Consider the following 22,338-nt stretch of genomic DNA (forward strand, 5'->3'; position numbering starts at 1 on the left):
GCCCCTCGCAGCCGTCAACGCCATGATTTATATGCGAAATATCACGATTACGACAGCGAAATCAGCGACTTACTTGGAGAATGTGGGGATAGACCAGCGTCACCGTCATCCGCGACAGGCCCAGCGAATCGGCCAGCCCGCGCGAGGAGGGCAGCCGCGTGCCCGGCCGCGCCCGGGTTTCCAGGATTGCCCGCACGATGGCCGCCGCCAGCCGCGCCTGCAGCGTGCCTGCCTCATCCTCGCGCAGGAAGAACATCTCGACGGGAATCCGACCGCTCATCTGGACCTATCTTTGCTTTCAACTGGACATATCGTTGCGGCCCGTCACCTGCAACATTTCGTCGCAGGAAGCAGCCGCGAGAGCTGCACCCACCAGCGACTGGGGCCGGGCCGGCAGGCTTGGCCAGCAACCGACAGACAGGGAGTCACAAGCAATGACCGACATGAACCGGGCCGGAACGTTCCTGGCCGCGATGACGCTTGGCGCCGGCCTCGGCCTGGCCCCCGCCCATGCCGAGACCACGGTGGTGGTCGGCTACCAGCAGATCGTCGGCCCCTTCGTCGCCGCCATCGCCGACGGCCGGCTGGACGCGGCCGTCAGGGAGGCGGGCTACGAGATCGACTGGCGGCAGTTCTCCTCGGGCGGCGACATCTCGACGGCGCTGGCCTCGGGCAACGTGCCGGTGGGGGTGCTCGGCTCGACCGGGATCGCCGCCTCGGCCACGCGCGGGGTGGAGTTCGAGCTGTTCTGGATCCTCGACAATATCGGCAAGTCCGAGGCGCTGGTCGCCCGCAAGGGCTCGGGCATCGAAACGCCGGCGGACCTGACCGGCAAGAACGTCGCGGTGCCCTTCGTCTCGACCTCGCATTTCCACCTGCTGGTGGGCATGGACCAAGTCTGGAAGATCGACCCGCGCGGCGTCAACATCCTGAACATGAAGCCGCCGCAGATCCTGGCCGCCTGGCAGCGCGGCGACATCGACGCCGCCTATGTCTGGCCGCCGGCGCTGACCGAGCTGATGAAGGAGGGCACGGTCATCGCCGACAGCGAGCAGATCGGCGCGGCCAGCGTGCCGACCTTTGACGGGCTGGTGGCGGACAAGGCCTTCGCGGCCGAGAACCCGGAATTCATGGCGGCCTTCACCAAGGCCCTGGCCGCCGCCTATGCCGATTACAATGCCAACAAGGCGGCCTGGACTGCGGATTCGCCGCAGGTCGCCGGCATCGTCAAGATGATCGGCGGCGAGCCGCAGGGCGCGGTCGCGGCGCTGAACATGCTGTCCTTCCCCGACGCCGCCGAGCAGGCCTCCGAGACCTGGCTGGCCGGCGGCGCGGTGCGCGCGCTGAGCGAAAGCGCCCGCTTCCTGGTCGAGCAGAAGCAGATCGACGGCGCGCTGGAGGATTACGCACCCTTCGTGAACGCAAGCTTCGCCAAGGCCGCCGCGGCGCAATAGGCGGCCCGCTTCCCGGCCCGCTTCCCGGCGCAGCCCGCGCCTGCAACCCCATCCTCTGAAAGACCGCCGAGATGCAGACACTGAAAGTTTCCGACGTCAGCCTGATCTATCCGGGCCATCACCAGGGCGCCCCGGTCACCGCGCTGAAAGGCGTGAACCTGGAGGTCAGGAGCGGCGACTTCGTCGTGGCCCTGGGTGCCTCGGGCTGCGGCAAGACCACGCTCTTGAACCTGATGGCCGGGTTCATGGCGCCCTCGGCCGGGCAGATCACCCTGGGCGGCCGCCCGGTCACCGGCCCCGGCGCCGAGCGCGGCGTGGTGTTCCAGAAACACGCGCTGCTGCCCTGGTTGAACGTCATCGACAACGTGGAATTCGGCCTGAAGCTGCAGGGCGTCGATGCGAAGACCCGGCGCGAGCGCGCAGTGAAGAACCTGGCGCTGGTCGGCCTGCAGGATTTCCACAAGCACATGATCTATCATCTGTCGGGCGGCATGCAGCAGCGTGTCGGCATCGCCCGCGCCCTGACCTGCGACCCGGCCATGCTGCTGATGGACGAGCCGATGGCGGCGCTGGACGCGCTGACCCGCGAGACGGTGCAGGAACTGCTGCTGCAGATCTGGCAGCAGACCGACAAGATGTACTTCTTCATCACCCACAGCGTCGAGGAGGCGCTGTTCCTGGGCTCGCGACTGATCGTCATGTCGCCGCGCCCGGGCCGCATCACCCATACCTACGAGCTGGACTTCAACCGCCGCTTCCTGGCCGAGGGCAATGCCCGCGCCATCAAGTCCAGCCCCGACTTCATCGACATGAGGGAGCAGATCCTTGGCATCATCTATGGTGACGAACGCGCCGGCGAGCGGGAGAAGATCCATGCTTGATCGGCTGACGAAAGCGCGCCCGGCCCGCCCCGGCCTGTCCTATGGCGCGCCCGGCGACGGCTCCAGCGCCGTCATCAGCCTGTTGACCGCCCTGGGGCTGATCGCGCTGTGGTTCCTGATCACCGGCATGGGCTGGGTCAAGCCGCTGTTCCTGCCCTCGCCGGCCGCGGTCTGGGGCAAGTTCGTGCTGGCGGTGACCGAGGGCGTGTCGAACTCGACGCTGCTGCAGCATACGCTGGCCAGCCTGGGCCGGGTGCTGGGCGCCTTCTTCCTGGCGCTGGTCATCGCGGTGCCGGTCGGCATCCTGATGGGCGTGAACCGGGTGATCCGCGGCCTTCTCGACCCGATCATCGAATTCTACCGCCCGCTGCCGCCGCTGGCCTATCTGCCGCTCATCATCATCTGGCTGGGCATCGGCGAGTTTCCCAAGGTCTTCCTGATCTTCCTGGCGATCTTCGCCCCCATGGCCATCGCGGCGCGGGCCGGCGTGCGCTCGGTCTCGATCGAGCAGATCCATGCCGCCTACGCCATGGGCGCCAGCAGGCTGCAGGTGATCTTCCACGTCATCCTCAAGGCGGCGCTGCCCGAGATCTTCACCGGCATGCGCATCGGCATCGGCGTGGGCTGGACGACGCTGGTCGCGGCCGAGATGGTCGCCGCCCATCGTGGTCTGGGCTTCATGGTGCTGAACTCGGCCGAATATCTCGCCAGCGATGCCGTCATCATGGGGATCATCGTGATCGGGGTGCTGGCCTTCGCCTTCGACCTGCTGATCCGCCGCATCGAGCGGGCGCTGATCCCCTGGAAGGGCAAGATCTGACCCCCGCCCACCGGAGCTGAGCCGCAACCATTGACCGCAAATGCCCGGAGGCGCGCCCGCGCGCCGCCGACCGGGAAAGGAGTATCCACCGATGACCCGCAAGCTGACCGCCGAGGACCTGAAGGCCACCTTCGACGCCTTCAACCGCCATGACATCGACGGGGTGATGACCCATTTCGCCGAGGATTGCGTCTTCTACACCGTCGCCGGCGAACACGAATACGGCAACAGGATCGAGGGCAAACCCGCCATCGCCCGGGCCTTCGAGAGCGTCTGGACCACCATGCCGGATGTCGAATGGGCCGATCACAGTCATTTCCTCTCCGAGGACGGCACGCGCGGCGTGTCGCAATGGACCTTCCGCGCCACCAATCCGGACGGCAGCCGCATCGAGGTTCAGGGCGTGGACCTGTTCCGCATCCGCGACGGCCGGATCGTCGAGAAGCAGGCGATCCGCAAGCAGCGCCCGGCCATTCCCGCCGCCGCCCCCGCCCTTGCCGAGAAATGAGGACCGCCATGCAGGCGACCGAGAATCGTGCGGGCGGGAAATGCGCGGGCCAGACGCCTCCGGGCAAGCCGGATGCGGGCCAGGCACGCCCGGGTTCGGTGCCCTTCGACCCGTTCTATGATCCGATCACCGCCCGCGGCCTGGGTCCGGGCAGCGATTATGCGCCGACCTACTGGATCGGCACCGCCGGCGCCCCGCCGCCGGATGACGGCCCGGTGACGCGCGACCTGGACGCCGACGTGGTGGTGATCGGCTCGGGCTATACCGGCCTGTCCTGCGCCATCCACCTGGCCAAGATGCACGGCATCAAGGCCGTGGTGCTGGAGGCGAACGGCGTGGCCTATGGCTGCTCGACCCGCAATGGCGGCCAGGCCCAGGTCAGCGCCGGCCGCTTGAAGCGCAGCCAGTGGATCGAACGCTGGGGCCTCGACGTGGCCAAACGCCTGCATGCCGAGGTCTGCGAGGGCTTCGAGCTGTTCCGCGGCCTGATCCGCGACCATGCCATCGACTGCGAGCCGCAGGACGGCGGGCATTACTACATCGCCCACAAGCCCGGGGTGGTGCCGGCGCTGGAGGCCGAGGCGGCGCTCTTGCGCGACACCTTCGGCTATGACGCCCGCATGATCTCGCGCGATCAGCTGCATGCCGAGGTGGTGCGCGACCACGAGGCGCATGGCGCCATGTGGGAGGCCGACGGCGTCGGCATCCATGCCGCGAAACTGGCCTTCGGCTATCTGCGCGCTGCCCGCGAACTGGGCGCGACCGTGCATGTCGACAGCCCGGTGCAGGGCTGGGACTATCGCGGGGGTGTGCACAGCCTGTGTACGCCCGGAGGCACGGTCCGTGCACGCCGCGTGGCGGTGGCGACGGCCGCCTATGCGCCGCGCGGCCTGCACCCGCGGCTCAGGGACCGGCTGATGCCGATCATGTCGAACAGCATCGTGACGCGCGTCCTGACGCCGGGCGAGCTGGAGACGGTCGGCATCCGCACCGGCTCGCCGCTGACCGACACGAGGACGCTGCGCCACTACTACCGGCTGCTGCCCGACAACCGGCTGCAGATCGGCTCGCGCGCCGCGATCACCGGCCGAGATGCAGCAAATCCCGCGCATCTTCAGGCGCTTAGACAGGGGATGGCCCGCAAGTTCCCGGCGCTGCACGGCATCGAGCTCGACTACAGCTGGTGGGGCTGGGTGGATGTCAGCCACGACATGATGCCGCGCATCACCGGCCTGCCGGACCTGCCCGGCGCCTTCTACGCCCTCGGCTATGGCGGCAACGGCGTGATGTATTCCGCCATGGCCGGCCGGCGCATGGCGCAGCTGGTCGCGGGCGAGTCCGTGCCGGCGCTGCCGATCTTCAACTCGGAATTGCCGCATGAAGGCTGGAAGACGCCGTTCCGGCGCCTCGGCCAATGGGGCCTCTACAAGCTTTACCACTATCGCGACGAGCGCAGATAAGGAGCCATCGCCATGAGAATGACGACAGAGGAAGCCTTTGTTAAGGTTTTGCAGATGCACGGGATCGAGCATGCGTTCGGGATCATCGGTTCGGCGATGATGCCGGTGTCGGATCTGTTCCCGAAGGCGGGGATCACCTTCTGGGATTGCGCGCACGAGACGAATGCCGGGCTGATGGCGGACGGGTTCACCCGCTCGACCGGCAAGATGTCGATGGCGATCGCCCAGAACGGGCCGGGGGTGACCGGCTTCGTGACGCCGGTAAAGACCGCCTACTGGAACCACACGCCGCTTCTGCTGGTCACGCCCCAGGCGGCGAACAAGACCATCGGCCAGGGCGGCTTCCAGGAGATGGAGCAGATGCGGCTCTTTGCCGATTGCGTCTGTTATCAGGAGGAAGTGCGCGATCCTTCACGCATTCCCGAGGTGCTGAACCGCGTCATCATGCAGGCCTGGAGGAACTCGGCGCCGGCGCAGATCAACGTCCCGCGCGACTTCTGGACCCAGGTGATCGACGTCGACCTGCCGCAGGTGGTGGCCTTCGAGCGGCCGGCGGGCGGCGAGGCGGCGGTGGCCGAGGCGGCGAAGCTGCTCAGCGAGGCGCAGTTCCCGGTGATCCTGTCGGGCGCCGGCGTGGTGCTGTCGGGCGCCATCCCCGACCTGGTGACGCTGGCCGAGCGGCTGGATGCGCCGGTCTGCTCGAACTACCAGCACAATGACAGCTTCCCGGGCAGCCATCCGCTGGCCATGGGTCCCCTGGGCTACAACGGCTCGAAGGCGGGGATGGAGATCATCGCCAGGGCCGACGTGGTGCTGGCGCTGGGGACGCGGCTCAACCCGTTCTCGACCCTGCCGGGCTATGGCATCGACTACTGGCCGAAGGACGCGAAGATCATCCAGGTCGACATCAATGCCGACCGCATCGGCCTGACCAAGAAGGTCACCGTGGGCATCCAGGGCGACGCGGCCAAGGTGGCGCGCGGCATCCTGGCGCAGCTCGCCCCCACGGCGGGCGACGCCGGGCGGGCCGAGCGCCGCGACCTGGTGGCGCAGACCAAGTCCCGCTGGGCGCAGGAGCTGTCGAGCCTCGACCACGAGGATGACGATCCGGGCACCGAATGGAACGCCGAGGCGCGGGTCCGCGACGCCGGGCTGATGAGCCCGCGCCAGGCCTGGCGGGCGATCATGCAGGCGGTGCCGAAGGAGGCGATCGTCAGCTCGGACATCGGCAACAACTGCGCCATCGGCAATGCCTATCCGAGCTTCGAGGCCGGCCGAAAATACCTGGCGCCGGGGCTGTTCGGTCCCTGCGGCTACGGCTTCCCGGCGATCCTGGGCGCCAAGATCGGCAATCCGGCGGTGCCGGTGATCGGCTTTGCCGGCGACGGCGCCTTCGGCATCTCGATGAACGAGATGACCGCCTGCGGCCGCGCGGACTGGCCGGCGATCACCATGGTGATCTTCCGCAACTACCAGTGGGGGGCGGAGAAGCGCAACACGACGCTGTGGTACGCCAACAACTTCGTCGGCACCGAGCTTGACCGCGACACCTCCTATGCCGGCATCGCCCGGGCCTGCGGCTTGAACGGCGTGCAGGTGCGGTCGCAGGAGGAGCTGACCGCGGCCCTGCACGAGGCGGTCGAGCGGCAGATGCGGGACGGCGAGACCACCTTCATCGAGGTGCTCTTGAACCAGGAGCTGGGCGAGCCCTTCCGCCGCGACGCGATGAAGAAGCCGGTGGTGGTGGCCGGCATCGACCCGGCCGACATGCGCCCGCAAAAGGGCGCCGCCTGAGCAAGGCACCGGCAGACGCCAAGAGGGCAGAAAACCAAGGCGGCCCGCATTGGCTCCGATCCCTGTCATCCAACGGCGCGGCCTTCCCCGCGCCGTCCCCCTTCCCGCATCCCGGTGACGACGATGATGACCACCATGATCCCTTCGCGCAGCCTGCTCGGCGAGGCCTTTCCGGGTTTCGCGGTCTCGGCGCTGGTCGCAGCCACGGCGCAGTTCCTGTCCGACCATTACGGCGCCCCGGCCATGCTGCTGGCGCTGCTTCTGGGCCTGGCGCTGAACTTCCTGGCCGAGGACGGCACCCGCACCGCGCCCGGCATCGCCTTCACCGCCCGCACCGTGCTGCGGCTGGGGGTGGCGCTGCTGGGCGCGCGGATCTCAGTCGAGATGCTGACGGCGCTGGGACCGCGCTCGATCGCGCTGGTGGTGGCGGGGGTGGTGCTGACCATCCTGTTCGCGCTTCTCGTCACCCGCTGCGTCGGCCGCGGCTGGCGCTTCGCGCTGCTGACCGGCGGCTCGGTGGCGATCTGCGGCGCTTCGGCCGCCATGGCCATCGCCGCGGTGCTGCCCCGGCACGAGAAGTCCGAGCGCGACCTGGTCTTCACCGTGCTCTCCGTCACCGTGCTCTCGACCGTGGCCATGGTGCTTTATCCGATGCTGTCCAATGCCTTCGGCTTCACGGCGCGCGACAGCGGCGTCTTCCTGGGCGGCACCATCCATGACGTGGCCCAGGTGGTCGGCGCCGGCTTTTCCATCGGCCCCGAGACCGGCGAGACCGCCACGCTGGTCAAGCTGATCCGGGTCTCGATGCTGGCGCCGGTGGTGCTGTGCTTTTCGCTGGTGATCCGGGCGCGCGGGCTCTCGGATGCCGATGGCGGCAAGGCGCCGCCGCTGCTGCCGGGCTTTGTCCTCGGCTTCCTGGCGCTGGCGGCGCTGAACAGCCTGGGCCTGATCCCGCAGGTGGCCTCGGACTTCGCCGGGCAGCTGTCCCGCTGGGCGCTGCTGATCGCCATCGCCGCGGTGGGGATCAAGACCTCGCTGGGCAAGATGCTCGAGGTCGGCGGCGGCGCCATCGCGTTGATCGTGGCCGAAACCGTGTTCCTGGGCGTCTTTGTCGTCGCCGGCCTGCACTTCCTGGGGGAATGAGATGAAACCGCTCGACCGCATCCACGAGACCGCGAAGGTGCTGAACCGCCACATCATCCTGTCCGAGGGCGAGGATCCCCGCGTCGCCGAGGCCGCCCGCCGGCTGGTGGCCGAGGGGCTGGCCCGCGTCACCCTGATGGGCGGGCCCGAGATGCCCGGCGTCGGCCGCATCGACCCGGCCGGCGCCCCCGACCTGGCGGAACTCGCCGATCACTGGCACAGGCTGCGCGCCGCCAAGGGCATGACCGCCGAGCGCGCGCTGGAGGAGATGCGCGACCCGATACGCCAGGCGGCGATGCGGGTGCGGCTGGGCCAGGCCGACGGCACGGTGGGCGGTGCGGTCGCCACCACCGCCGACACGGTGCGGGCGGCACTGCAGATCATCGGCAGGGCGCCGGATGCCGGGATCGTGTCGAGCTTCTTCCTGATGCTGTCCTGCGGGCCCGGGGCACCGATCAAGGGCGGCATGATCTTTGCCGATTGCGGGCTGGTGATCCAGCCCGACGCGGCCGAGCTTGCCGCCATCGCACTTTCCGCCGCCGAAAGCTGCCGGCGGCTGCTGGCCGAGGAACCGCGGGTGGCGCTTCTGTCCTTTTCCACCGCAGGCTCGGCCGATCACCCGAGCCTGGGCCGGATCCGCGAGGCGCTGGCGCTGATCCGCGCCGCGGCGCCGGATCTGGAAGTGGATGGCGAGATGCAGTTCGACGCGGCGCTGGATGAGGCGATCCGGGCGAAGAAGGCGCCCGGAAGCCGGCTGACCGGCCGGCCGAACGTGTTCATCTTCCCGGACCTGGCCTCGGGCAATATCGGCTACAAGATCGCGCAGCGTCTGGGCGGCCTGACCGCCATCGGCCCGATCCTGCAGGGCCTCGCCAAGCCGGCCAACGATCTGTCGCGCGGCTGCTCGGTCCAGGACATCGTCGATGCAAGCGCCGTCACCGCCGTTCAGGCCGGGACGGTGGCGAAGGTTCCGGCCTAGCATGACAATTGGCGCTTTGCATCTGATGTGAGCCTGTCTTGCCACGGCCCGATGCACCCTTCGCCACAGCGACCATGCGATGGCGCGGGCGGGCTGGATCCGGCGCTGTGCCCTGCGGCGGCTTTCCTGGACGAGCCATCGGATCAGGGGTGGCGATCCTGTCCGCCCTGTGCCGGCAAGTGGGCGCGCGACCCCACGGGAGGCACGGCCCTGCTTCAGGAAACCGGTTTCGTCGATCGCCGGTATCGCATCCGGATCGGCCCGGGCCTCCAGCGCCTCGCCGCGCATGATGTTGCGCAGGGCATCGGCATTCCGGAGGGATCCGACCGAGGCTCGCCTGCTGCCGCCAAGGGTCCTTGTCGCCGGCGGCCTTTGCCCGCAGCCATCCGGTGTTGCCCCTTCGGTCCCGGCAGACCATCGGGAAACGGTCCGGCCGATGCCGCGACACGCTCTTGCGCAAACGGCCCCCGCAGTTGCGATTTCACCTCCCGAAGCGACGCGGCCGAAAGCGCCAGCTTTTCCGCGACAGGCCGTCCCGGCATCCAGGACCGCATCCACGTCATGGAAGACCGGTGATGCAAAGGTCGCCCATCATTCTTTCCATAACAACGGATTGGACGGCATTCTTCATGGTCGCGCCGGGCCTGTGGCCTTGTCGCGGGCGGGCGAGGTTCCAGCGCTTTGCCTGATCGGATCCGGGGGATCAGAGCGATGCCGCCGTGGCGCCAGGCCCGTGGCAGGCTGCCATCGCGGCCTGCAGGCATCGGGGCCGGTTCGCCGGACAGGCGGCACCCGGGGCAGACGTCCTACAACTGGCGATAGACTCGGGCCGTATCCATTTCGAAATGCTGCAATTCCTGCTGCCGGCGGGCTTCGGACCAGCCGAGGCTGGAGGCGGCGATGCGCGACAGTTCCTCGGCCCGGCCGCGGCCCAGATCGGGCTCCAGCCCGTCCGGCAGGCGCCGGCGGATCAGGTCTAAAAGGCGCACGACATGTTCCCGGGCCGCCCTCTGGCCGATGCCCTCGTCGCGGCTTTCCGGCGCCGGGATGATCCCGACGGGGGCGGGGCCGCACCTTCCCAGGCGCTTCTCGACACGGCGCGCGACCTTCCGCGCCGCGTGGCGATGCAGCATGATGGTCGAGCCGGTGACGGCCAGCAGGCCGGGCCTCGCGGGATCCTCGGCCACCTCGACCGACAGGCTGGTGGTGCGGCCGTCGCGCGACGAGGTCGGGCGCACCCCGCACCAGCAATGCAGCACATCGGCGCGGGTCAGCTGCAGGTCGGGGAACAGGTGGTTGGCCTCGGCCAGGATATAGTCGATCTCGGCATCCTCGACCCGGATGTCGTCGGGATCGGCGGTGACCTCGGTCTCGGTCGGGCCGATGAAATGGAATTCGCGCCAGGGAAAGACGTAATAGGGCTCGCCCTTGCGGGAAAAGGCCTCCAGGCCCTGGCCGCGGAACGCCTCGGGCAGGCGCACCATGACGTTGACGCCCTTGATGCCGATCACCCGGCGCCTGCCGGAATCGCCGCCGCCGCCCGGCACCCGGTCGATCCAGGGGCCGGCGGCGTTCACCACCAGCCGAGCGCGGACCTGCGCCCGGCCCTGCATCCCGGGCGCGCGTTCGTCCAGGGTGACAAGCCAGCCCCCGCCCTCGCGCGTGATCGCGGCGACCTCGGCATAGGTGCGGAGGGTGGCGCCGCGCCGCTCGGCATCCAGCGCGGTATCGACGCAGATCCGCTCGGGCCAGGCATACATGTATTCCTCGAACACGCCCACGCCGCGCAGCGGGCCGCCCAGGGCCGCGGCCATGGCGCTTTCGCCGGCGGCTTTCGCGGCGGGAAGGCGGCGATAAGCCAGCGGCACCCGCCAGCCGTCCAGCGCCTCGACCAGGCGGAAGCCCAGGTCGACCAGCCAGGGCGGATAGCGGTCGCCCTTGCGGAACGGGTAGTGGAAACGGTGCTTCGTCAGGTGCCCGGGCATGTCGCGCACCAGTTCCGCCCGGCAACGCATGACCTCGCGGGTGTAAAGCAGGCGGCGTAGCATGTCGGCGGGGCGGAAAGGCATCTGCCACAGCGGATAGCGCGCGGCGAGATAGCCGAGCCCGGAATAGAGCATCTGGCTGGAGCGCGACGAAGTGCCGGCGCCGATATCGCCGCGGTCGACCAGCAGGGTGCGAAAGCCGCGCCCGGCCAGTTGCCGGGCGCTGGCGCAGCCGACCGCGCCGGCGCCGATGACGATCACGTCGTAATCCGTCCCGTCGAGGCTGGTAAGGGCAGGGCGGATCATGCCGGACCCTCCGCCATGCGCCTGGCCTTGTCGGTCGCCGCTTCCAGCGCCGCGACGATGGCGCGGCTGAAACCTGCCGCCTCGGCCGCCTCGATGCCGGCGGCGGTGGTGCCGCGATAGTCGCGATAGGCGGCGACCAGCACCGGCGCGTCGGTGATCCGGCCCTCCAGCAGCCGTGCGCCGCCGATCACCGCTGCCTCGGCCGCGCGCCAGGCGATGGCCTCGGAAACGCCCTGCGCCCGCATGAAGCCGGCCATCGCTACGGCCATCAGCGCCGGATAGGCGGCGCCCGAGCCGGGCAGGGCAGTCATCAGGTCGATCTGCGCCTCGTCCGGCAATTCGTCGGTGGTGCCGATGGCGGAAAGCAGGTGCCGCACCGTGTTGCGGTCGGCATCCGTCACGGCCTCGGCGGCCCAGAAGGGCGAGTAGGAGGCGCCGATCTCGGCCGCGGCATTCGGCATGACCCGCACGATCCGGCCGCCGCAGCGCGCCAGCTCTTGCGCCCCGATCCCGGCCATGAAGGACAGGACCAGCCGCCCCTCGGCCCGCAGGTCCAGCCCCGACCAGTCCCCGGGGCGGACCGAGACCACGACCACGTCGCTTTGCGCCACCAGATCTGCCACGTCCCGCGCCCAGACCGGATCGGCATGACCGTGATAATCGGGGCGCGGCCCGCTGCGGTTCAGGAGCACCAGATCGCCCGGCCGGACGATCTGGCGCGACAGAAGCCCCGCGCCAAGCGCCGAGCCCAGCCAGCCGGTGGCGCCGATGATGCCGATCCTCATGCCGCCGCTCCTGCGCCGGTATAGGCGTCGATGGCGTTGCGGAAGGGCAGCAGGCCCAGCAGCCTGCCGTCGGGGGCCTCGACACGCATGGCCTGCAGGCCGCCTGCGGCCATCTGCTGCAACGCATCGGCGATACTGGCATCCGCGGCGATGCTGGCCTGGGGAAGGTTGTCGGCGCCATGCGGGCTGACCATGACCGCGCCAACCTTCAGCACCCGGCCGCGATCGACATGCTGGACGAAGTTCGCCACGTAATCGTCGGCCGGGCGCAGCACGATGTCCTGCGCCGAGCCCTGCTGGATCACGCAGCCGTCGCGCAACAGCGCGATGCGGTCGCCGATGCGCAGCGCCTCGTCGAGATCGTGGGTGATGAAGACGATGGTCTTCTTCACCTCCTGCTGCAGGTCCAGCAGCACCGTCTGCATGTCATAGCGGATCAGCGGGTCCAGCGCCGAATAGGCCTCGTCCATCAGCAGGATCGGCGCATCATTGGCCAAGGCCCGCGCCAGACCCACCCGCTGCTGCATGCCGCCCGAAAGCTGGCTGGGATAGCTTTTCTCGAAGCCGGAAAGCCCGACCCGCTCGATCCAGCGCATGGCGGTGCGATAGCGCTCGGCTTCGGAGATGCCCTGCACCTCCAGCCCGTAGGCGGCATTGTCCAGAACGGTGCGATGCGGCAGCAGCGCGAATTTCTGGAACACCATCGCGGTCTTGTGGCGGCGGAAGGCGCGCAGCGCCTCGGGCGGCATGGCGACGACGTTCTGGTCCTCGATGACGATCTCGCCCGCCGTGGGCTCGATCAGCCGGTTGATGTGGCGGATCAGCGTCGACTTGCCCGACCCGGACAGGCCCATGATGACCTGGATGCTGCCGGCCGGAACCTGGATGTTGATGTCGCGCAGGCCCAGCACATGACCGTGGCGGGCCTGCAACTCGGCCTTGGTCATGCCGGCGCGCACCGCCTCGACATGCGCCTCGGGATCGGGGCCGAAGATCTTGTAGAGGTTGCGGATCTCGATGCCGATGGGATCAGCCATGGCTGGCCTCGCGATGCTTCTGCAGCCGCTTGCCCCAGGCCTGGCTGACGCGGTCGAACAGGATGGCGATGCCGACGATGGCGAAGCCGTTGAACAGGCCCAGGGTGAAATACTGGTTCGAGATGGCGCGCAGCACCGGCTGGCCCAGCCCCTGCACCCCGATCATCGAGGCGATCACCACCATGGCCAAGGCCATCATGATGGTCTGGTTGATCCCTGCCATGATGGTGGGCAGGGCCAGCGGCAGCTCGGCCTTGACCAGCTTCTGCCAGGCCGAGGAACCGAAGGCGTCGGCCGCTTCCAGCACCTCGCGGTCGACCTGGCGGATGCCCAGGTTGGTCAGGCGGATCATCGGCGGCAGGGCATAGATCACCACGGCGATCAGGCCCGGCACCCGGCCGATGCCCAGAAGCATCACCACCGGGATCAGGTAGACGAAGCTCGGCATGGTCTGCATCACGTCGAGGATCGGGTTCAGCACCGACTGCACCCGCTCGGACCGCGCCATGAGGATGCCCAGCGGCAGGCCGATGGCGATCGAGAGCAGCGTGGCGGCCAGGATCATCGACACGGTCTTCATGGTGTCGTCCCACATGCCGAACATGCCGATCAGCACCAGGGTCAGCACGCTGCCGATCACGACGCGCAGGCTGCGGCTGGCCCCCCAGGCCAGGGCGGCCACGATCAGCAGGACGATGGGCCAGGGCGCGTTGGTCAGCAGCCGCTCGGACCAGATCAGGACGGACTGGAGCGGGCTGAAGAAGCCCTCGATCATATCGCCATAGCTGCGGGTGAAATTGCGGAAACCCTCGTCGATGACCCGCTTGAGGTCGCGAAGATAGCCGTCGTCGATCTGGGGGAATGAGGTAAACCAGGACATGGCTTTGCCATCCGCCTCTCTTTGCTGGGAGGAAGGGGGCGGGCGGCCCGGAAACCGCCCGCACGGATCGCGATCAGAGCGCGCCCTTGATCTTTTCCGCCGCCTCGGGCGAGACCCATTGCGTCCACATCTCCTCGTGGGTGCGCAGGAACTCGCGGGCGCCTTCCTCGCCGATGGCCTGGTTGTCGGTCATCCAGGCCATCATCCTGTTGACCGTGCCGTTGTCCCAGCTGCGCTTGGACAGATAGTCGATCACCCCCGGATCGGCCGCGTCGGCGAACTCCTTGGAAACCAGGGTGAAGACGTTATCGACGGGAAAGGCGTTCGGCTTGGGGTCGGGGCAATCCGCGACCGAGGTGCAGCGCTTCCATTCCGCCATGTCGTTTTCCATGCCGAAATCGACCGGCACCATGTCGTATTTGCCCAGAAGCGAGGTCGGCGCCCAGTAGAAGCCCAGCCAGGGCGCCTTCTGCTCGTAGGCCTTGGCGATCGAGCCGTCGAGCCCGGCGGCCGAGCCGGTATCGACCAGGGTGAAGCCATGGCCCTCGATGTCGAAGGCTTTCGCAAGCTGGGTGGTGACGATCGTGCCGCCCCAGCCGGCCGGACCGTTATAGACCGCGCCCTTGCCCGGATCCTCGGGCGCCGGGAACAGCTCGGGATGGGCCAGGATCTCCTCGATCTTGTTCAGGTTCGGATGCTCGTCCAGCATGTAGCGCGGGATGAACCAGCCCTGCTGGCCGCCATCCGACAGCGAGCGGGCGAGTTCGACGATCTTGCCGTCCTTGAGCCCGGATGCGACCAGCTCGGGCATCAGGTCTACCCAGGCCTCGGGGATGACCTCGGGCTCGCCCTTCTCGACCAGCGAGGTGATGCTGGGCACGGTGTCGCCGACGACGATCTCGGCGTTGCAGTTATAGCCTTCGTTGAGGATGAACTGGTCGAGGCTGGCCATCAGCTCGGCGCTCTGCCAGTTCATGCTGGCGATGGTCAGGTCGCCGCAATCAGCCGAGGCGGCGCCGGCCAGCGCCATGAGGGCCAGGGCAGAGGCGGAAAGATAGGATCGTTTCATGGTGTCATTTCCCTGTCGCGACATTGATCACGGCTGCCCGGCCCGTCGCAAAAGGCCGGGTGGCTGATTGGGTCAGGATGGGTCTCCTGCCGGCTTTCGTCTCGGGACGCGGCCGCGCAGGGCGGCCGCCTGTCGGGCAATGCGGATCCATGGCGGGATCCGCCGGCGGTCGGGTGCCGCCGATGCGGTATCCTTCCAGCCAGGCACGCGGCGGGATGCAAGGATAACCGCATTTTGTGCAAGAATCGCGCCATCGGCCCGCGCAGGCTCCGGGGCGCGTGCACCGGAGATCGCCCTGGGGCCGCCCCGGATGCAGGGCATGCCGCCTGGCATGGCGCCGCTCATGGCAAGGCTTTCGCCAGGCTTCTGACGCGGGCGTCGAAGCGGGCGATCTCGCGCGGCTCGGCGGCCTGGCCGGTATAGATCTCGACATAGGTGGGGATGCGCGCCAGCCGCGTTTCCAGTCCTTCCCGCGCCCGCATCGAGATATAGCCGATCTGCGTCAGATAGATGGTGCGGGCGCGGACATCGGCCTCGTGTTCGGGAAGGTCCCAGCGCATCAGCATGTCGCGCAGCGCCGACAGCCGCGCCTCGTCCGCAGCCTCGATGCGCGCGGCCACGCGGGCGTCCTGCAGCGCCCAGCTGCGCACCGCGAATTCCAGCCGCGCGTCGAAAGTCCCCGACAGGAAGCAGGCCAGCACGTTCAGCATCGCCTCGGCCCGCGATTCCGCATAGTCGCGGGTCGCTGCCACCATCGGCCCGGTGGTCTTTTCCGCCCAGCCGTCGATCAGCGCGGTCAGCAGCGCCTCGCGATCCTCGAAGAACCAGTAGAAGCTGGTGCGCGACAGGTTCAGCTGCCGGGCCAGCGGCAGGATCTTCACCGCGTCGACGCCGCTGTCGATCAGCGCCTGATAGCCGGCTTCCAGCCAGCCCTCGCGCGAACCACGCCATCCGGTCTCGGGAGCAACAGGGGTTTCCATGGCTTCTGCATAGCCGCCGCCGCGATTCGCCTCAAGAAAAATGTCCATTGATGCATACCAAAGGATCACTAATGATTTTTTTATTGACACAAGTGAACATTTCTCGCCTTCTTGCGGCACCGACTCCCCCCCTCGCAGGCAGAGCCATGTCGAACGATCCCCTTCTGCAGCCCTATCAGCTGAAGCACCTGACGCTTCGCAACCGGATCATGATCACCAGCCACGAGCCGGCCTATCCCGAGGACGGCATGCCCAAGAACCGCTACCGCGCCTATCATGTCGAGCGGGCGAAGGCCGGCGTGGCGCTGACCATGACCGCCGGCTCGGCCTCGGTCTCGCGCGACAGCCCGCCGGTTTTCAACAACATCCTGGCCTGGAAGGACGAGGTGGTCGGCTGGATGAAGAAGCTGACCGACGAATGCCACGACCATGGCTGCGCGGTGATGATCCAGCTGACCCATCTGGGCCGGCGCACGCGCTGGGACAAGGCCGACTGGCTGCCCGTCGTCTCGCCCAGCCATGAGCGCGAGGCGGCGCATCGCTCCTTCCCGAAGAAGATGGAGGACTGGGACATCGACCGCATCATCGGCGACTATGTCGATGCGGCCGAGCGCATGAAGGCTGCGGGGCTGGACGGGCTTGAGATCCAGGCCTACGGCCATCTGATGGACCAGTTCTGGTCGCCGCTGACCAACGACCTGGACGGCCCCTATGGCGGCAGCCTCGACAACCGGCTGCGCTTCACCTTCGAGGTGCTGCGCGGCATTCGCGAACGCTGCGGCGAGGATTTCATCCTGGGCGTGCGCTATACCGGCGACGAGGACCTGCCGGGCGGGCTGACGGCCGAGGACGGGCTGGCGATCTCGCAAAAGCTCAAGGACAGCGGGCTGGTCGACTTCCTGAACGTGGTCAAGGGCCATATCGACACCGATGCCGGGCTGACCGACGTGATCCCGGTGCAGGGGATGAGGAACGCCCCGCATCTGGACTTCGCCGGGCAGATCAGGAAGGCCACGGGTTTTCCGACCTTCCACGCCGCCAAGATCCCCGACGTGCCGACCGCGCGTCACGCCATCGCCGCAGGGCTGCTGGACATGGTGGGCATGACGCGGGCGCACATGGCCGACCCGCACCTGGTCCGCAAGGTGACCCTCGGCCGCGAGGACGACATCCGCCCCTGCGTCGGCGCGAATTATTGCCTCGACCGCATCTATCAGGGCGGCATGGCCTTCTGCCTGCACAATGCCGCCACCGGGCGCGAAGAGACCATGCCGCACATGATCCCGCCCGCCCCGGCGAAAAAGCGCATCACCATTGTCGGCGCCGGTCCCGCCGGGATGGAGGCCGCCCGCGTCGCTGCCGAGCGCGGCCATGAGGTAACGGTCTTCGAAGCCGCCGACCAGCCCGGCGGCCAGATCCGCCTGACCGCGCTGGACGAGCGGCGCCGCGAGATGATCTCGATCATCGCCTGGCGCATGGCGCAATGCGAGAAGCATGGCGTGCAGTTCAGCTTCAACACCTTCGCCGATGCGGCCGACGTGCTGGCCACCGAGCCCGACGAGGTGATCGTCGCCACCGGCGGGCTGCCGCATGTCGAGGTGCTGGAACAGGGCAACGAGTTGGTCTCATCCGCCTGGGACATCCTGTCCGGCGACGTGAAGCCGGGCCGCAACGTGCTGATCTTCGACGATGCCGGCGACCATGCGGCGCTGCAGGCCGCCGATCTGATCTCGGCCACCGGCGCCAAGGTCGAGATCGTGACGCCAGACCGCAGCTTCTCGCCCGAGGTGATGGCGATGAACCTGGTGCCCTATATGCGCAACCTGCAAAAGCGCGACACAACCTTCACCGTCACCTGGCGGCTCAGGTCGGTGGCGCGCGAGGGCAACCAGCTGCGCGCGCGCCTCGGCAGCGATTACGGCGCCTTCACCCGCGAGCGCATCGTCGACCAGGTGGTGGTCAACCACGGCACGCGGCCGCTGGACGAGCTGTATTTCGAGTTGAAGCCGCTGTCCGCGAACCTGGGCGAGGTGGATTACGAGGCCCTGACCACCGGCGGCCCGCAACAGGTCCGCAAGAACCCCGAGGGCCGCTTCCGCCTCTACCGCATCGGCGACGCCGTCGCCGCCCGCAACACCCATGCCGCGATCTACGACGCCTTGCGGCTGGTCAAGGACTTGTAACGCATCCCGGCGCGCGGCGATGATCCGCGCGCCGGCCGGATCCCGGGAGGCAAACGAAATGCCGCGCCCGCAACCCCTGCAGGATTTCCTCGATATCGCCTTGCCCGCCATGCGGGCGGGCGCCCATGACGGCAACTCGCCCGCCTCGCTTCGGACGATCTCGGAGGCGGTGCTTTCACCGGGGCAACGGGGCGCCGATCCAGCAAGCCTGCCGGTGGTGCGCTGCTGGGCGTCGAATGGGTCGAACCGGACTGGCTGGGTCGGGAAGAGGCGTTTCCGCGCGGTAGGGTGACGGCCGGAACGCTGCGCGGTCGGCGCTTCGGCAAGTTCAGCATCGCCCGGCAGGTCGGCTATTCCGACCCCGGCGCCTGTCGCAAGGTGTTCCTGCGCATCGCCGGCCTGCCGCCGGGGGAATACCGGCAGCGCTTCCGCGGCTGAACCGGCGGACGCTCCCCCGCGCCTAAAGAATCGTCGCCAGTCCGGGCTTGCTTGCCTCGGGCGCGGTTTGCGGGCCGGCCGAGGGCGCGGCGTTGCCGGCAAGGACCCGCGCCGCATTGCCCAGCAGCGAGCCGGCGATCAGCCAGGTGATCGGCGTCAGCGTGGCATTGGGGATCAGGTCGATGATGTTCATCGCCACCGCCACCGCCATGGCGCCCAGCAGCGCATGTTCCGGGGCCGGGCCGGGTGGCTGTCTGGACATGGCGCGATAGAGCAGGAAGACCGGCGCCCCCAGCAGCAGGAAGGCCGACAGATAGCCGAGCATCCCCCGCGAGCCCAGGTAGATCACCCACAGCCCGTCGGGGATCGCCACCAGGTCGCCGTCATAGGGATCGACGATCAGCGACCGCCCCGAGCCGCCCCAGCCCAGCAGCGGCTTTTCCATGGCGCGCTCCAGCAGCTGCTCCTCGTTCATCAGGCGGAATTCCAGCGAGCGGCCGCGCTCGGGCGAGACGCTCTTGGCCATGTCGACGATTTCCTGCAGCGGCATGAAGGGCGAGGAGCGCAGCACCGGGTAAAGCGTCGCCACCGAGACCGCCACCGTCGCGACCAGCACCACCCGCCGGGGCGAGCAGAGCGCGACCAGCGGGATGAAGAAGGCCGAGAGGATCAGCGCCCCGGCGGATTTGCAGATGAACAGCGCGAAGACCAGATAGGCCACGACCAGCCTTGCGCGCGGCCGCTTCTCGGACCGGGCCAGCCCGACGGCAAAGACCAGGGCGATGGCGGTGATCGAGGCCACCCAGAGCGGGTGCTCGAGAAAGACGATCGGCCGGTAGCCGCCATAGCGGATGGTCTGGATGAAGTCGTGCTGGAAATAGCCGTAGACCCAGACGTTGATCTGCGGGCTCATGCGGATCTCGATGAGCATGGGGATGGAATACCACAGCATCGCCAGCACGATATAGCGGCAGACCAGCCGGGCGCCGCGATGATCGTGCAGATAGCGATAGCCGAGCAACAGCGGCAGCACCTCGATACAGGCGCGGAACACCTCCTTGACGCCGCTGACGACGGTCAGGCCGGGGCGGAAGGTATTGCCCTCGATCAGGACGTCGCCGTTCAGCAGGTCGGTCAGCAGCGGGGTGACGATGAAGATCGCCAGCAGCAGCTTGAGCGGCCATCCCATCGGCGGCGGGCTGGGAAAGGGATCGCTGAGCCGCCGGCTGGCCAGAAGCAGGGCCGCCACCACGGTCGGCGTGGTGTGCTTGTCGAAGCCGGGGATGCCGGGCACGAAGAAGGTGATCAGCGGCGGCAACAGCAGATAGCCGGCCACCAGCGACAGGATCAGCGCCTGCTGCCGGTCGTAGCGGGTGAACATCCACATCATCACGACCGGCCAGGTCAGCAGCACCAGGGAGGCCATGCTACCGATCCGTCCAGGCCCGGGGTGATGCGCGCAAGGGGAGGGGCTCCAGTTTCGATGCGGGACGCGGTGACTCGAGTTCTAGTCCATAATCGCCGGATTGCAACGCGCGCTTGCGGGGCATTTTAGCGGCAGCCGGGCCGGCCGCGGCGACCCCTGGGCCGCGATACCTGCCGCAAGGGACAGGTCGCACGGGCGGCGGATCGCTTGAACCGGGCCGGGGGGCGGCATAATCTGGGCCTGCCTTGCCGCGCCCCCCCGGGTGGGATCTGCCCGGCGCCCCTCGTTTCCAATGACCCTGTTGCACGCATGAACCACTGGACCCTGATCGTTACTGCCGCCGGCGCGAATGTGGCGCTGAATCTGCTGCTGAAGAAGGGCGGCCAGCATCTCGACACCAGCACCATCGGCGCGCTGGTGCTGTCGATCCTCGGCTCGACCTGGATGTGGATGGCGGTGATCAGCGCCGTGCTGCTGCTGACCGCCTTCGTGGCGGCGATCCGGCTTTATTCGCTGAGCCTGACCTATACCGCCGTCACCGCCCTGGCCATGGTGTCGCTGACGGTGATCGACGCCCTGGTCCAGCAAGAGACGCTCGGCGTCGGCCGGTCGCTGGGGCTGGGGCTGATCGTCTCGGGCCTGCTGGTCACCGCCTTCGCCACCGCCCCGGCCTGAGAGGGCGGGCGGCGCCCTCAGCGCGCCGCCAGGATGAAGATCCCCAGCATCACCGCGCCGCAGACCAGCCCCACCCGGTCGCGGAAGGTGAAGACGATCGGGTCGTCGGTCATGTGGCCGCGCCGGGTCAGCAGCTGCATGCGGCCCAGCCAGAAGAACAGCACCGGGCAGATCAGCAGCAGCAGGTCCGGGGCGTCGAAATGCTCCTGCACCTCGGGGTCCTGCGAATAGAGCGCAAAGACCAGCACCGCCGCCTGGGCCGCGCCGATGGACATGGCCTGCAGGATCGGCAGGTCGCCCACCATCATGTTGCGCCCCGCTGTCCTTTCCGAGCCGCGGACCAGCATGTCCTCCAGTTCCGCCTGGCGCTTGATCGTGGCGAGCGCGAAGAACAGGAACATGGAGAACACCAGCAGCCACGGCGACAGCACGATCCCGGTCGCCGCGCTGCCGGCGACGATCCGCAGCGTGTAAAGCGCCGCCAGGGCCAGCACGTCGACCATCATCTTGCGCTTGAGCGAGAAGGAATAGGCCGAGGTCGCCACCAGATAGACCATCAGCGTCCAGAAGAACGCCGCCGGCAGCAACAGCGGCGCCGCCAGCGCCGCGACGGCCAGCAGCCCGCCGGCCAGGAACAGGCCGTTCTTCACGCTGGCCGTGCCGGCGGCGAAGGGCCGGAAGCGCTTCCTGGGATGCTGGCGGTCCGAGGGCAGGTCCACCAGGTCGTTGACGATGTAGATGGCCGAGGCCGCCAGCGAAAAGCACAGCATGCCCAGCAGCGCCGCCGGCAGGTGGGTCAGGTCATGCGCGGTCAGGACCGGCAGCAGGACCAGCACGTTCTTGGCCCATTGATGCGGCCGGCAGGCGCGCAGCAGGGCAGGCAGCTCGGACGCGCCTTCGCCCAGGGCCTGCAGCGCCGTGCCCTGGGCCTTCGCCCTTTTGCCGGTCCCCGGCGCCACGCGGATGCCATAGGCCTGTCGCGCGGTCGCCCAGACCGGCAGGTCGGCGGCGCTGTCGCCTATATAGTCGAAACCCCCGACACCGAAGCGGCCGACCAGGTAATCCGCCTTGGCCTGGCCGGACAGGTTGCCCGCGACCCCGGGCGCGCCGGTGCCCACCGCCTCGTCGAACAGGCCCAGATGCGTGGCGACCGCCGCCACCTGGCGCTGGTCCGAGGCCGAGATCAGCGCCACGGGCCGGCCTTCGGAGCGGGCGGCCCCGATCAGCGCCAGCACCGCCGGGTCATAGGGCAGCAGGGCGGGATCCACGATCCGCCGGTCGGCGAGCGCCTGCTTGAACCCGCGCTTGCCGGATGCCAGCCAGGCGGGCAGGCGAAGCAGCGCAGCCGGGCTCGAGGCCAGCAGCCCGACCAGCGCCTCGTGCATGGTGTCGGACCGGCAGAGTGTTCGGTCGAGATCGACGATCAGCGGCACGAGGGCCTTGCCGGCCGCGGGCGTCTCGGTCCCCGGCGACAGCGCCTGCGCATCTAGGACGGACATGGGTAGGCATCCGTTGCTGGGCAAAGGGCTGCACGC

General features: G+C 68.5%; 20 protein-coding genes. 11 read left to right on the forward strand and 9 right to left on the reverse strand.

The window, feature by feature from the left end; translation table 11 throughout:
* Positions 1–61: 61 nt before the first annotated feature.
* On the reverse strand, positions 62–280 hold the full coding sequence (locus I9P22_RS11055) for a GntR family transcriptional regulator (protein ID WP_233253332.1): 219 nt from the start codon (positions 278–280) through the stop codon (positions 62–64).
* A gap of 154 nt (positions 281–434) precedes the next feature.
* On the opposite strand from I9P22_RS11055, the gene tauA reads away from it, so the two are divergent.
* From tauA to pta, 8 genes are all read left to right on the forward strand, one after another.
* Positions 435–1,454: a taurine ABC transporter substrate-binding protein gene (gene tauA, locus I9P22_RS11060; RefSeq protein WP_199259536.1), complete on the forward strand. Its 1,020-nt coding sequence runs from the start codon at positions 435–437 to the stop codon at positions 1,452–1,454.
* A gap of 71 nt (positions 1,455–1,525) precedes the next feature.
* Positions 1,526–2,335, forward strand: a complete 810-nt coding sequence (locus tag I9P22_RS11065) for a taurine ABC transporter ATP-binding protein (protein ID WP_233253333.1) — start codon at positions 1,526–1,528, stop codon at positions 2,333–2,335.
* Positions 2,328–3,155, forward strand: coding sequence for an ABC transporter permease subunit (locus tag I9P22_RS11070; protein WP_199259537.1), 828 nt, complete (start codon positions 2,328–2,330; stop codon positions 3,153–3,155). Before I9P22_RS11065 ends, I9P22_RS11070 begins: the two co-directional genes overlap by 8 nt.
* 91 nt (positions 3,156–3,246) lie before the next feature.
* Positions 3,247–3,663 carry a nuclear transport factor 2 family protein gene (locus I9P22_RS11075; protein WP_199259538.1) on the forward strand — a complete coding sequence of 139 codons (417 nt, stop codon included), beginning with the start codon at positions 3,247–3,249 and terminating at the stop codon, positions 3,661–3,663.
* Positions 3,664–3,671: 8 nt separating this feature from the next.
* The gene (locus tag I9P22_RS11080; RefSeq protein ID WP_233253334.1) at positions 3,672–5,123 is read left to right on the forward strand and encodes an NAD(P)/FAD-dependent oxidoreductase; all 1,452 of its coding nucleotides are present in this window, start codon (positions 3,672–3,674) and stop codon (positions 5,121–5,123) included.
* Between the two features lie 12 nt (positions 5,124–5,135).
* Positions 5,136–6,917 (forward strand): sulfoacetaldehyde acetyltransferase, encoded by a 1,782-nt coding sequence (xsc, locus tag I9P22_RS11085; RefSeq protein WP_199259539.1) that lies wholly within the window; start codon positions 5,136–5,138, stop codon positions 6,915–6,917.
* 123 nt (positions 6,918–7,040) lie between these two features.
* Positions 7,041–8,060: a YeiH family protein gene (locus I9P22_RS11090; protein ID WP_199259540.1), complete on the forward strand. Its 1,020-nt coding sequence runs from the start codon at positions 7,041–7,043 to the stop codon at positions 8,058–8,060.
* A gap of 1 nt (position 8,061) precedes the next feature.
* Positions 8,062–9,039, forward strand: coding sequence for a phosphate acetyltransferase (gene pta / locus I9P22_RS11095; RefSeq protein WP_199259541.1), 978 nt, complete (start codon positions 8,062–8,064; stop codon positions 9,037–9,039).
* An 806-nt stretch (positions 9,040–9,845) separates the two neighbouring features.
* On the opposite strand, the gene I9P22_RS11100 is transcribed toward pta, so the two are convergent.
* From I9P22_RS11100 to I9P22_RS11125, 6 genes are all read right to left on the reverse strand, one after another.
* Positions 9,846–11,330, reverse strand: coding sequence for an FAD-dependent oxidoreductase (locus tag I9P22_RS11100; protein ID WP_199259542.1), 1,485 nt, complete (start codon positions 11,328–11,330; stop codon positions 9,846–9,848).
* The gene (locus tag I9P22_RS11105; RefSeq protein ID WP_199259543.1) at positions 11,327–12,115 is read right to left on the reverse strand and encodes a pyrroline-5-carboxylate reductase family protein; all 789 of its coding nucleotides are present in this window, start codon (positions 12,113–12,115) and stop codon (positions 11,327–11,329) included. The genes I9P22_RS11100 and I9P22_RS11105 overlap by 4 nt, the downstream gene beginning before the upstream one ends.
* Complete coding sequence (locus I9P22_RS11110; RefSeq protein ID WP_199259544.1) at positions 12,112–13,152, reverse strand: quaternary amine ABC transporter ATP-binding protein; 1,041 nt, start codon at positions 13,150–13,152, stop codon at positions 12,112–12,114. The genes I9P22_RS11105 and I9P22_RS11110 overlap by 4 nt, the downstream gene beginning before the upstream one ends.
* Entirely contained in the window at positions 13,145–14,032 is an 888-nt protein-coding gene (locus I9P22_RS11115) for an ABC transporter permease (RefSeq protein ID WP_199259545.1), read from the reverse strand. Before I9P22_RS11115 ends, I9P22_RS11110 begins: the two co-directional genes overlap by 8 nt.
* A 73-nt stretch (positions 14,033–14,105) precedes the next feature.
* A complete protein-coding gene (locus I9P22_RS11120) occupies positions 14,106–15,101 on the reverse strand; it encodes an ABC transporter substrate-binding protein (protein WP_199259546.1) in 996 nt (331 codons plus the stop codon).
* 341 nt (positions 15,102–15,442) lie between these two features.
* Positions 15,443–16,081: a TetR/AcrR family transcriptional regulator gene (locus I9P22_RS11125; protein WP_199259561.1), complete on the reverse strand. Its 639-nt coding sequence runs from the start codon at positions 16,079–16,081 to the stop codon at positions 15,443–15,445.
* 146 nt (positions 16,082–16,227) lie between these two features.
* On the opposite strand from I9P22_RS11125, the gene hpbA reads away from it, so the two are divergent.
* Positions 16,228–18,264 carry an N-methyl-L-proline N-demethylase HpbA gene (gene hpbA / locus I9P22_RS11130; RefSeq protein ID WP_199259547.1) on the forward strand — a complete coding sequence of 679 codons (2,037 nt, stop codon included), beginning with the start codon at positions 16,228–16,230 and terminating at the stop codon, positions 18,262–18,264.
* 288 nt (positions 18,265–18,552) lie between these two features.
* Entirely contained in the window at positions 18,553–18,702 is a 150-nt protein-coding gene (locus I9P22_RS11135; RefSeq protein ID WP_233253335.1) for a hypothetical protein, read from the forward strand.
* A gap of 22 nt (positions 18,703–18,724) precedes the next feature.
* Here I9P22_RS11135 and I9P22_RS11140 read toward each other — a convergent pair whose 3' ends face one another.
* On the reverse strand, positions 18,725–20,128 hold the full coding sequence (locus I9P22_RS11140; RefSeq protein WP_199259548.1) for a hypothetical protein: 1,404 nt from the start codon (positions 20,126–20,128) through the stop codon (positions 18,725–18,727).
* 309 nt (positions 20,129–20,437) lie between these two features.
* On the opposite strand from I9P22_RS11140, the gene I9P22_RS11145 reads away from it, so the two are divergent.
* Positions 20,438–20,803 (forward strand): hypothetical protein, encoded by a 366-nt coding sequence (locus tag I9P22_RS11145; RefSeq protein ID WP_199259549.1) that lies wholly within the window; start codon positions 20,438–20,440, stop codon positions 20,801–20,803.
* A gap of 17 nt (positions 20,804–20,820) precedes the next feature.
* Here the strand turns inward: I9P22_RS11145 and I9P22_RS11150 are convergent, their stop codons facing one another.
* Positions 20,821–22,302 carry a UbiA family prenyltransferase gene (locus I9P22_RS11150; protein WP_199259550.1) on the reverse strand — a complete coding sequence of 494 codons (1,482 nt, stop codon included), beginning with the start codon at positions 22,300–22,302 and terminating at the stop codon, positions 20,821–20,823.
* Positions 22,303–22,338 lie beyond the last annotated feature (36 nt).

Origin of the sequence: Paracoccus binzhouensis, assembly GCF_016446475.1 — a bacterium.
Lineage (GTDB): Bacteria > Pseudomonadota > Alphaproteobacteria > Rhodobacterales > Rhodobacteraceae > Paracoccus > Paracoccus binzhouensis.

Excerpts from the sequence above, each read along its gene's own strand:
- I9P22_RS11110 (WP_199259544.1), bottom strand. The coding sequence starts at position 13,152 with ATGGCTGATCCCATCGGCATCGAGATCCGCAACCTCTACAAGATCTTC.
- I9P22_RS11120 (WP_199259546.1), bottom strand. The coding sequence starts at position 15,101 with ATGAAACGATCCTATCTTTCCGCCTCTGCCCTGGCCCTCATGGCGCTG.
- tauA (WP_199259536.1), top strand. The coding sequence starts at position 435 with ATGACCGACATGAACCGGGCCGGAACGTTCCTGGCCGCGATGACGCTT.
- I9P22_RS11105 (WP_199259543.1), bottom strand. The coding sequence starts at position 12,115 with ATGAGGATCGGCATCATCGGCGCCACCGGCTGGCTGGGCTCGGCGCTT.
- I9P22_RS11075 (WP_199259538.1), top strand. The coding sequence starts at position 3,247 with ATGACCCGCAAGCTGACCGCCGAGGACCTGAAGGCCACCTTCGACGCC.
- pta (WP_199259541.1), top strand. The coding sequence starts at position 8,062 with ATGAAACCGCTCGACCGCATCCACGAGACCGCGAAGGTGCTGAACCGC.
- xsc (WP_199259539.1), top strand. The coding sequence starts at position 5,136 with ATGAGAATGACGACAGAGGAAGCCTTTGTTAAGGTTTTGCAGATGCAC.
- I9P22_RS11090 (WP_199259540.1), top strand. The coding sequence starts at position 7,041 with ATGATGACCACCATGATCCCTTCGCGCAGCCTGCTCGGCGAGGCCTTT.
- I9P22_RS11070 (WP_199259537.1), top strand. The coding sequence starts at position 2,328 with ATGCTTGATCGGCTGACGAAAGCGCGCCCGGCCCGCCCCGGCCTGTCC.
- I9P22_RS11150 (WP_199259550.1), bottom strand. The coding sequence starts at position 22,302 with ATGTCCGTCCTAGATGCGCAGGCGCTGTCGCCGGGGACCGAGACGCCC.
- I9P22_RS11115 (WP_199259545.1), bottom strand. The coding sequence starts at position 14,032 with ATGTCCTGGTTTACCTCATTCCCCCAGATCGACGACGGCTATCTTCGC.
- I9P22_RS11140 (WP_199259548.1), bottom strand. The coding sequence starts at position 20,128 with ATGGCCTCCCTGGTGCTGCTGACCTGGCCGGTCGTGATGATGTGGATG.
- I9P22_RS11055 (WP_233253332.1), bottom strand. The coding sequence starts at position 280 with ATGAGCGGTCGGATTCCCGTCGAGATGTTCTTCCTGCGCGAGGATGAG.
- I9P22_RS11145 (WP_199259549.1), top strand. The coding sequence starts at position 20,438 with ATGAACCACTGGACCCTGATCGTTACTGCCGCCGGCGCGAATGTGGCG.
- I9P22_RS11065 (WP_233253333.1), top strand. The coding sequence starts at position 1,526 with ATGCAGACACTGAAAGTTTCCGACGTCAGCCTGATCTATCCGGGCCAT.
- I9P22_RS11125 (WP_199259561.1), bottom strand. The coding sequence starts at position 16,081 with ATGGAAACCCCTGTTGCTCCCGAGACCGGATGGCGTGGTTCGCGCGAG.
- I9P22_RS11100 (WP_199259542.1), bottom strand. The coding sequence starts at position 11,330 with ATGATCCGCCCTGCCCTTACCAGCCTCGACGGGACGGATTACGACGTG.
- hpbA (WP_199259547.1), top strand. The coding sequence starts at position 16,228 with ATGTCGAACGATCCCCTTCTGCAGCCCTATCAGCTGAAGCACCTGACG.
- I9P22_RS11080 (WP_233253334.1), top strand. The coding sequence starts at position 3,672 with ATGCAGGCGACCGAGAATCGTGCGGGCGGGAAATGCGCGGGCCAGACG.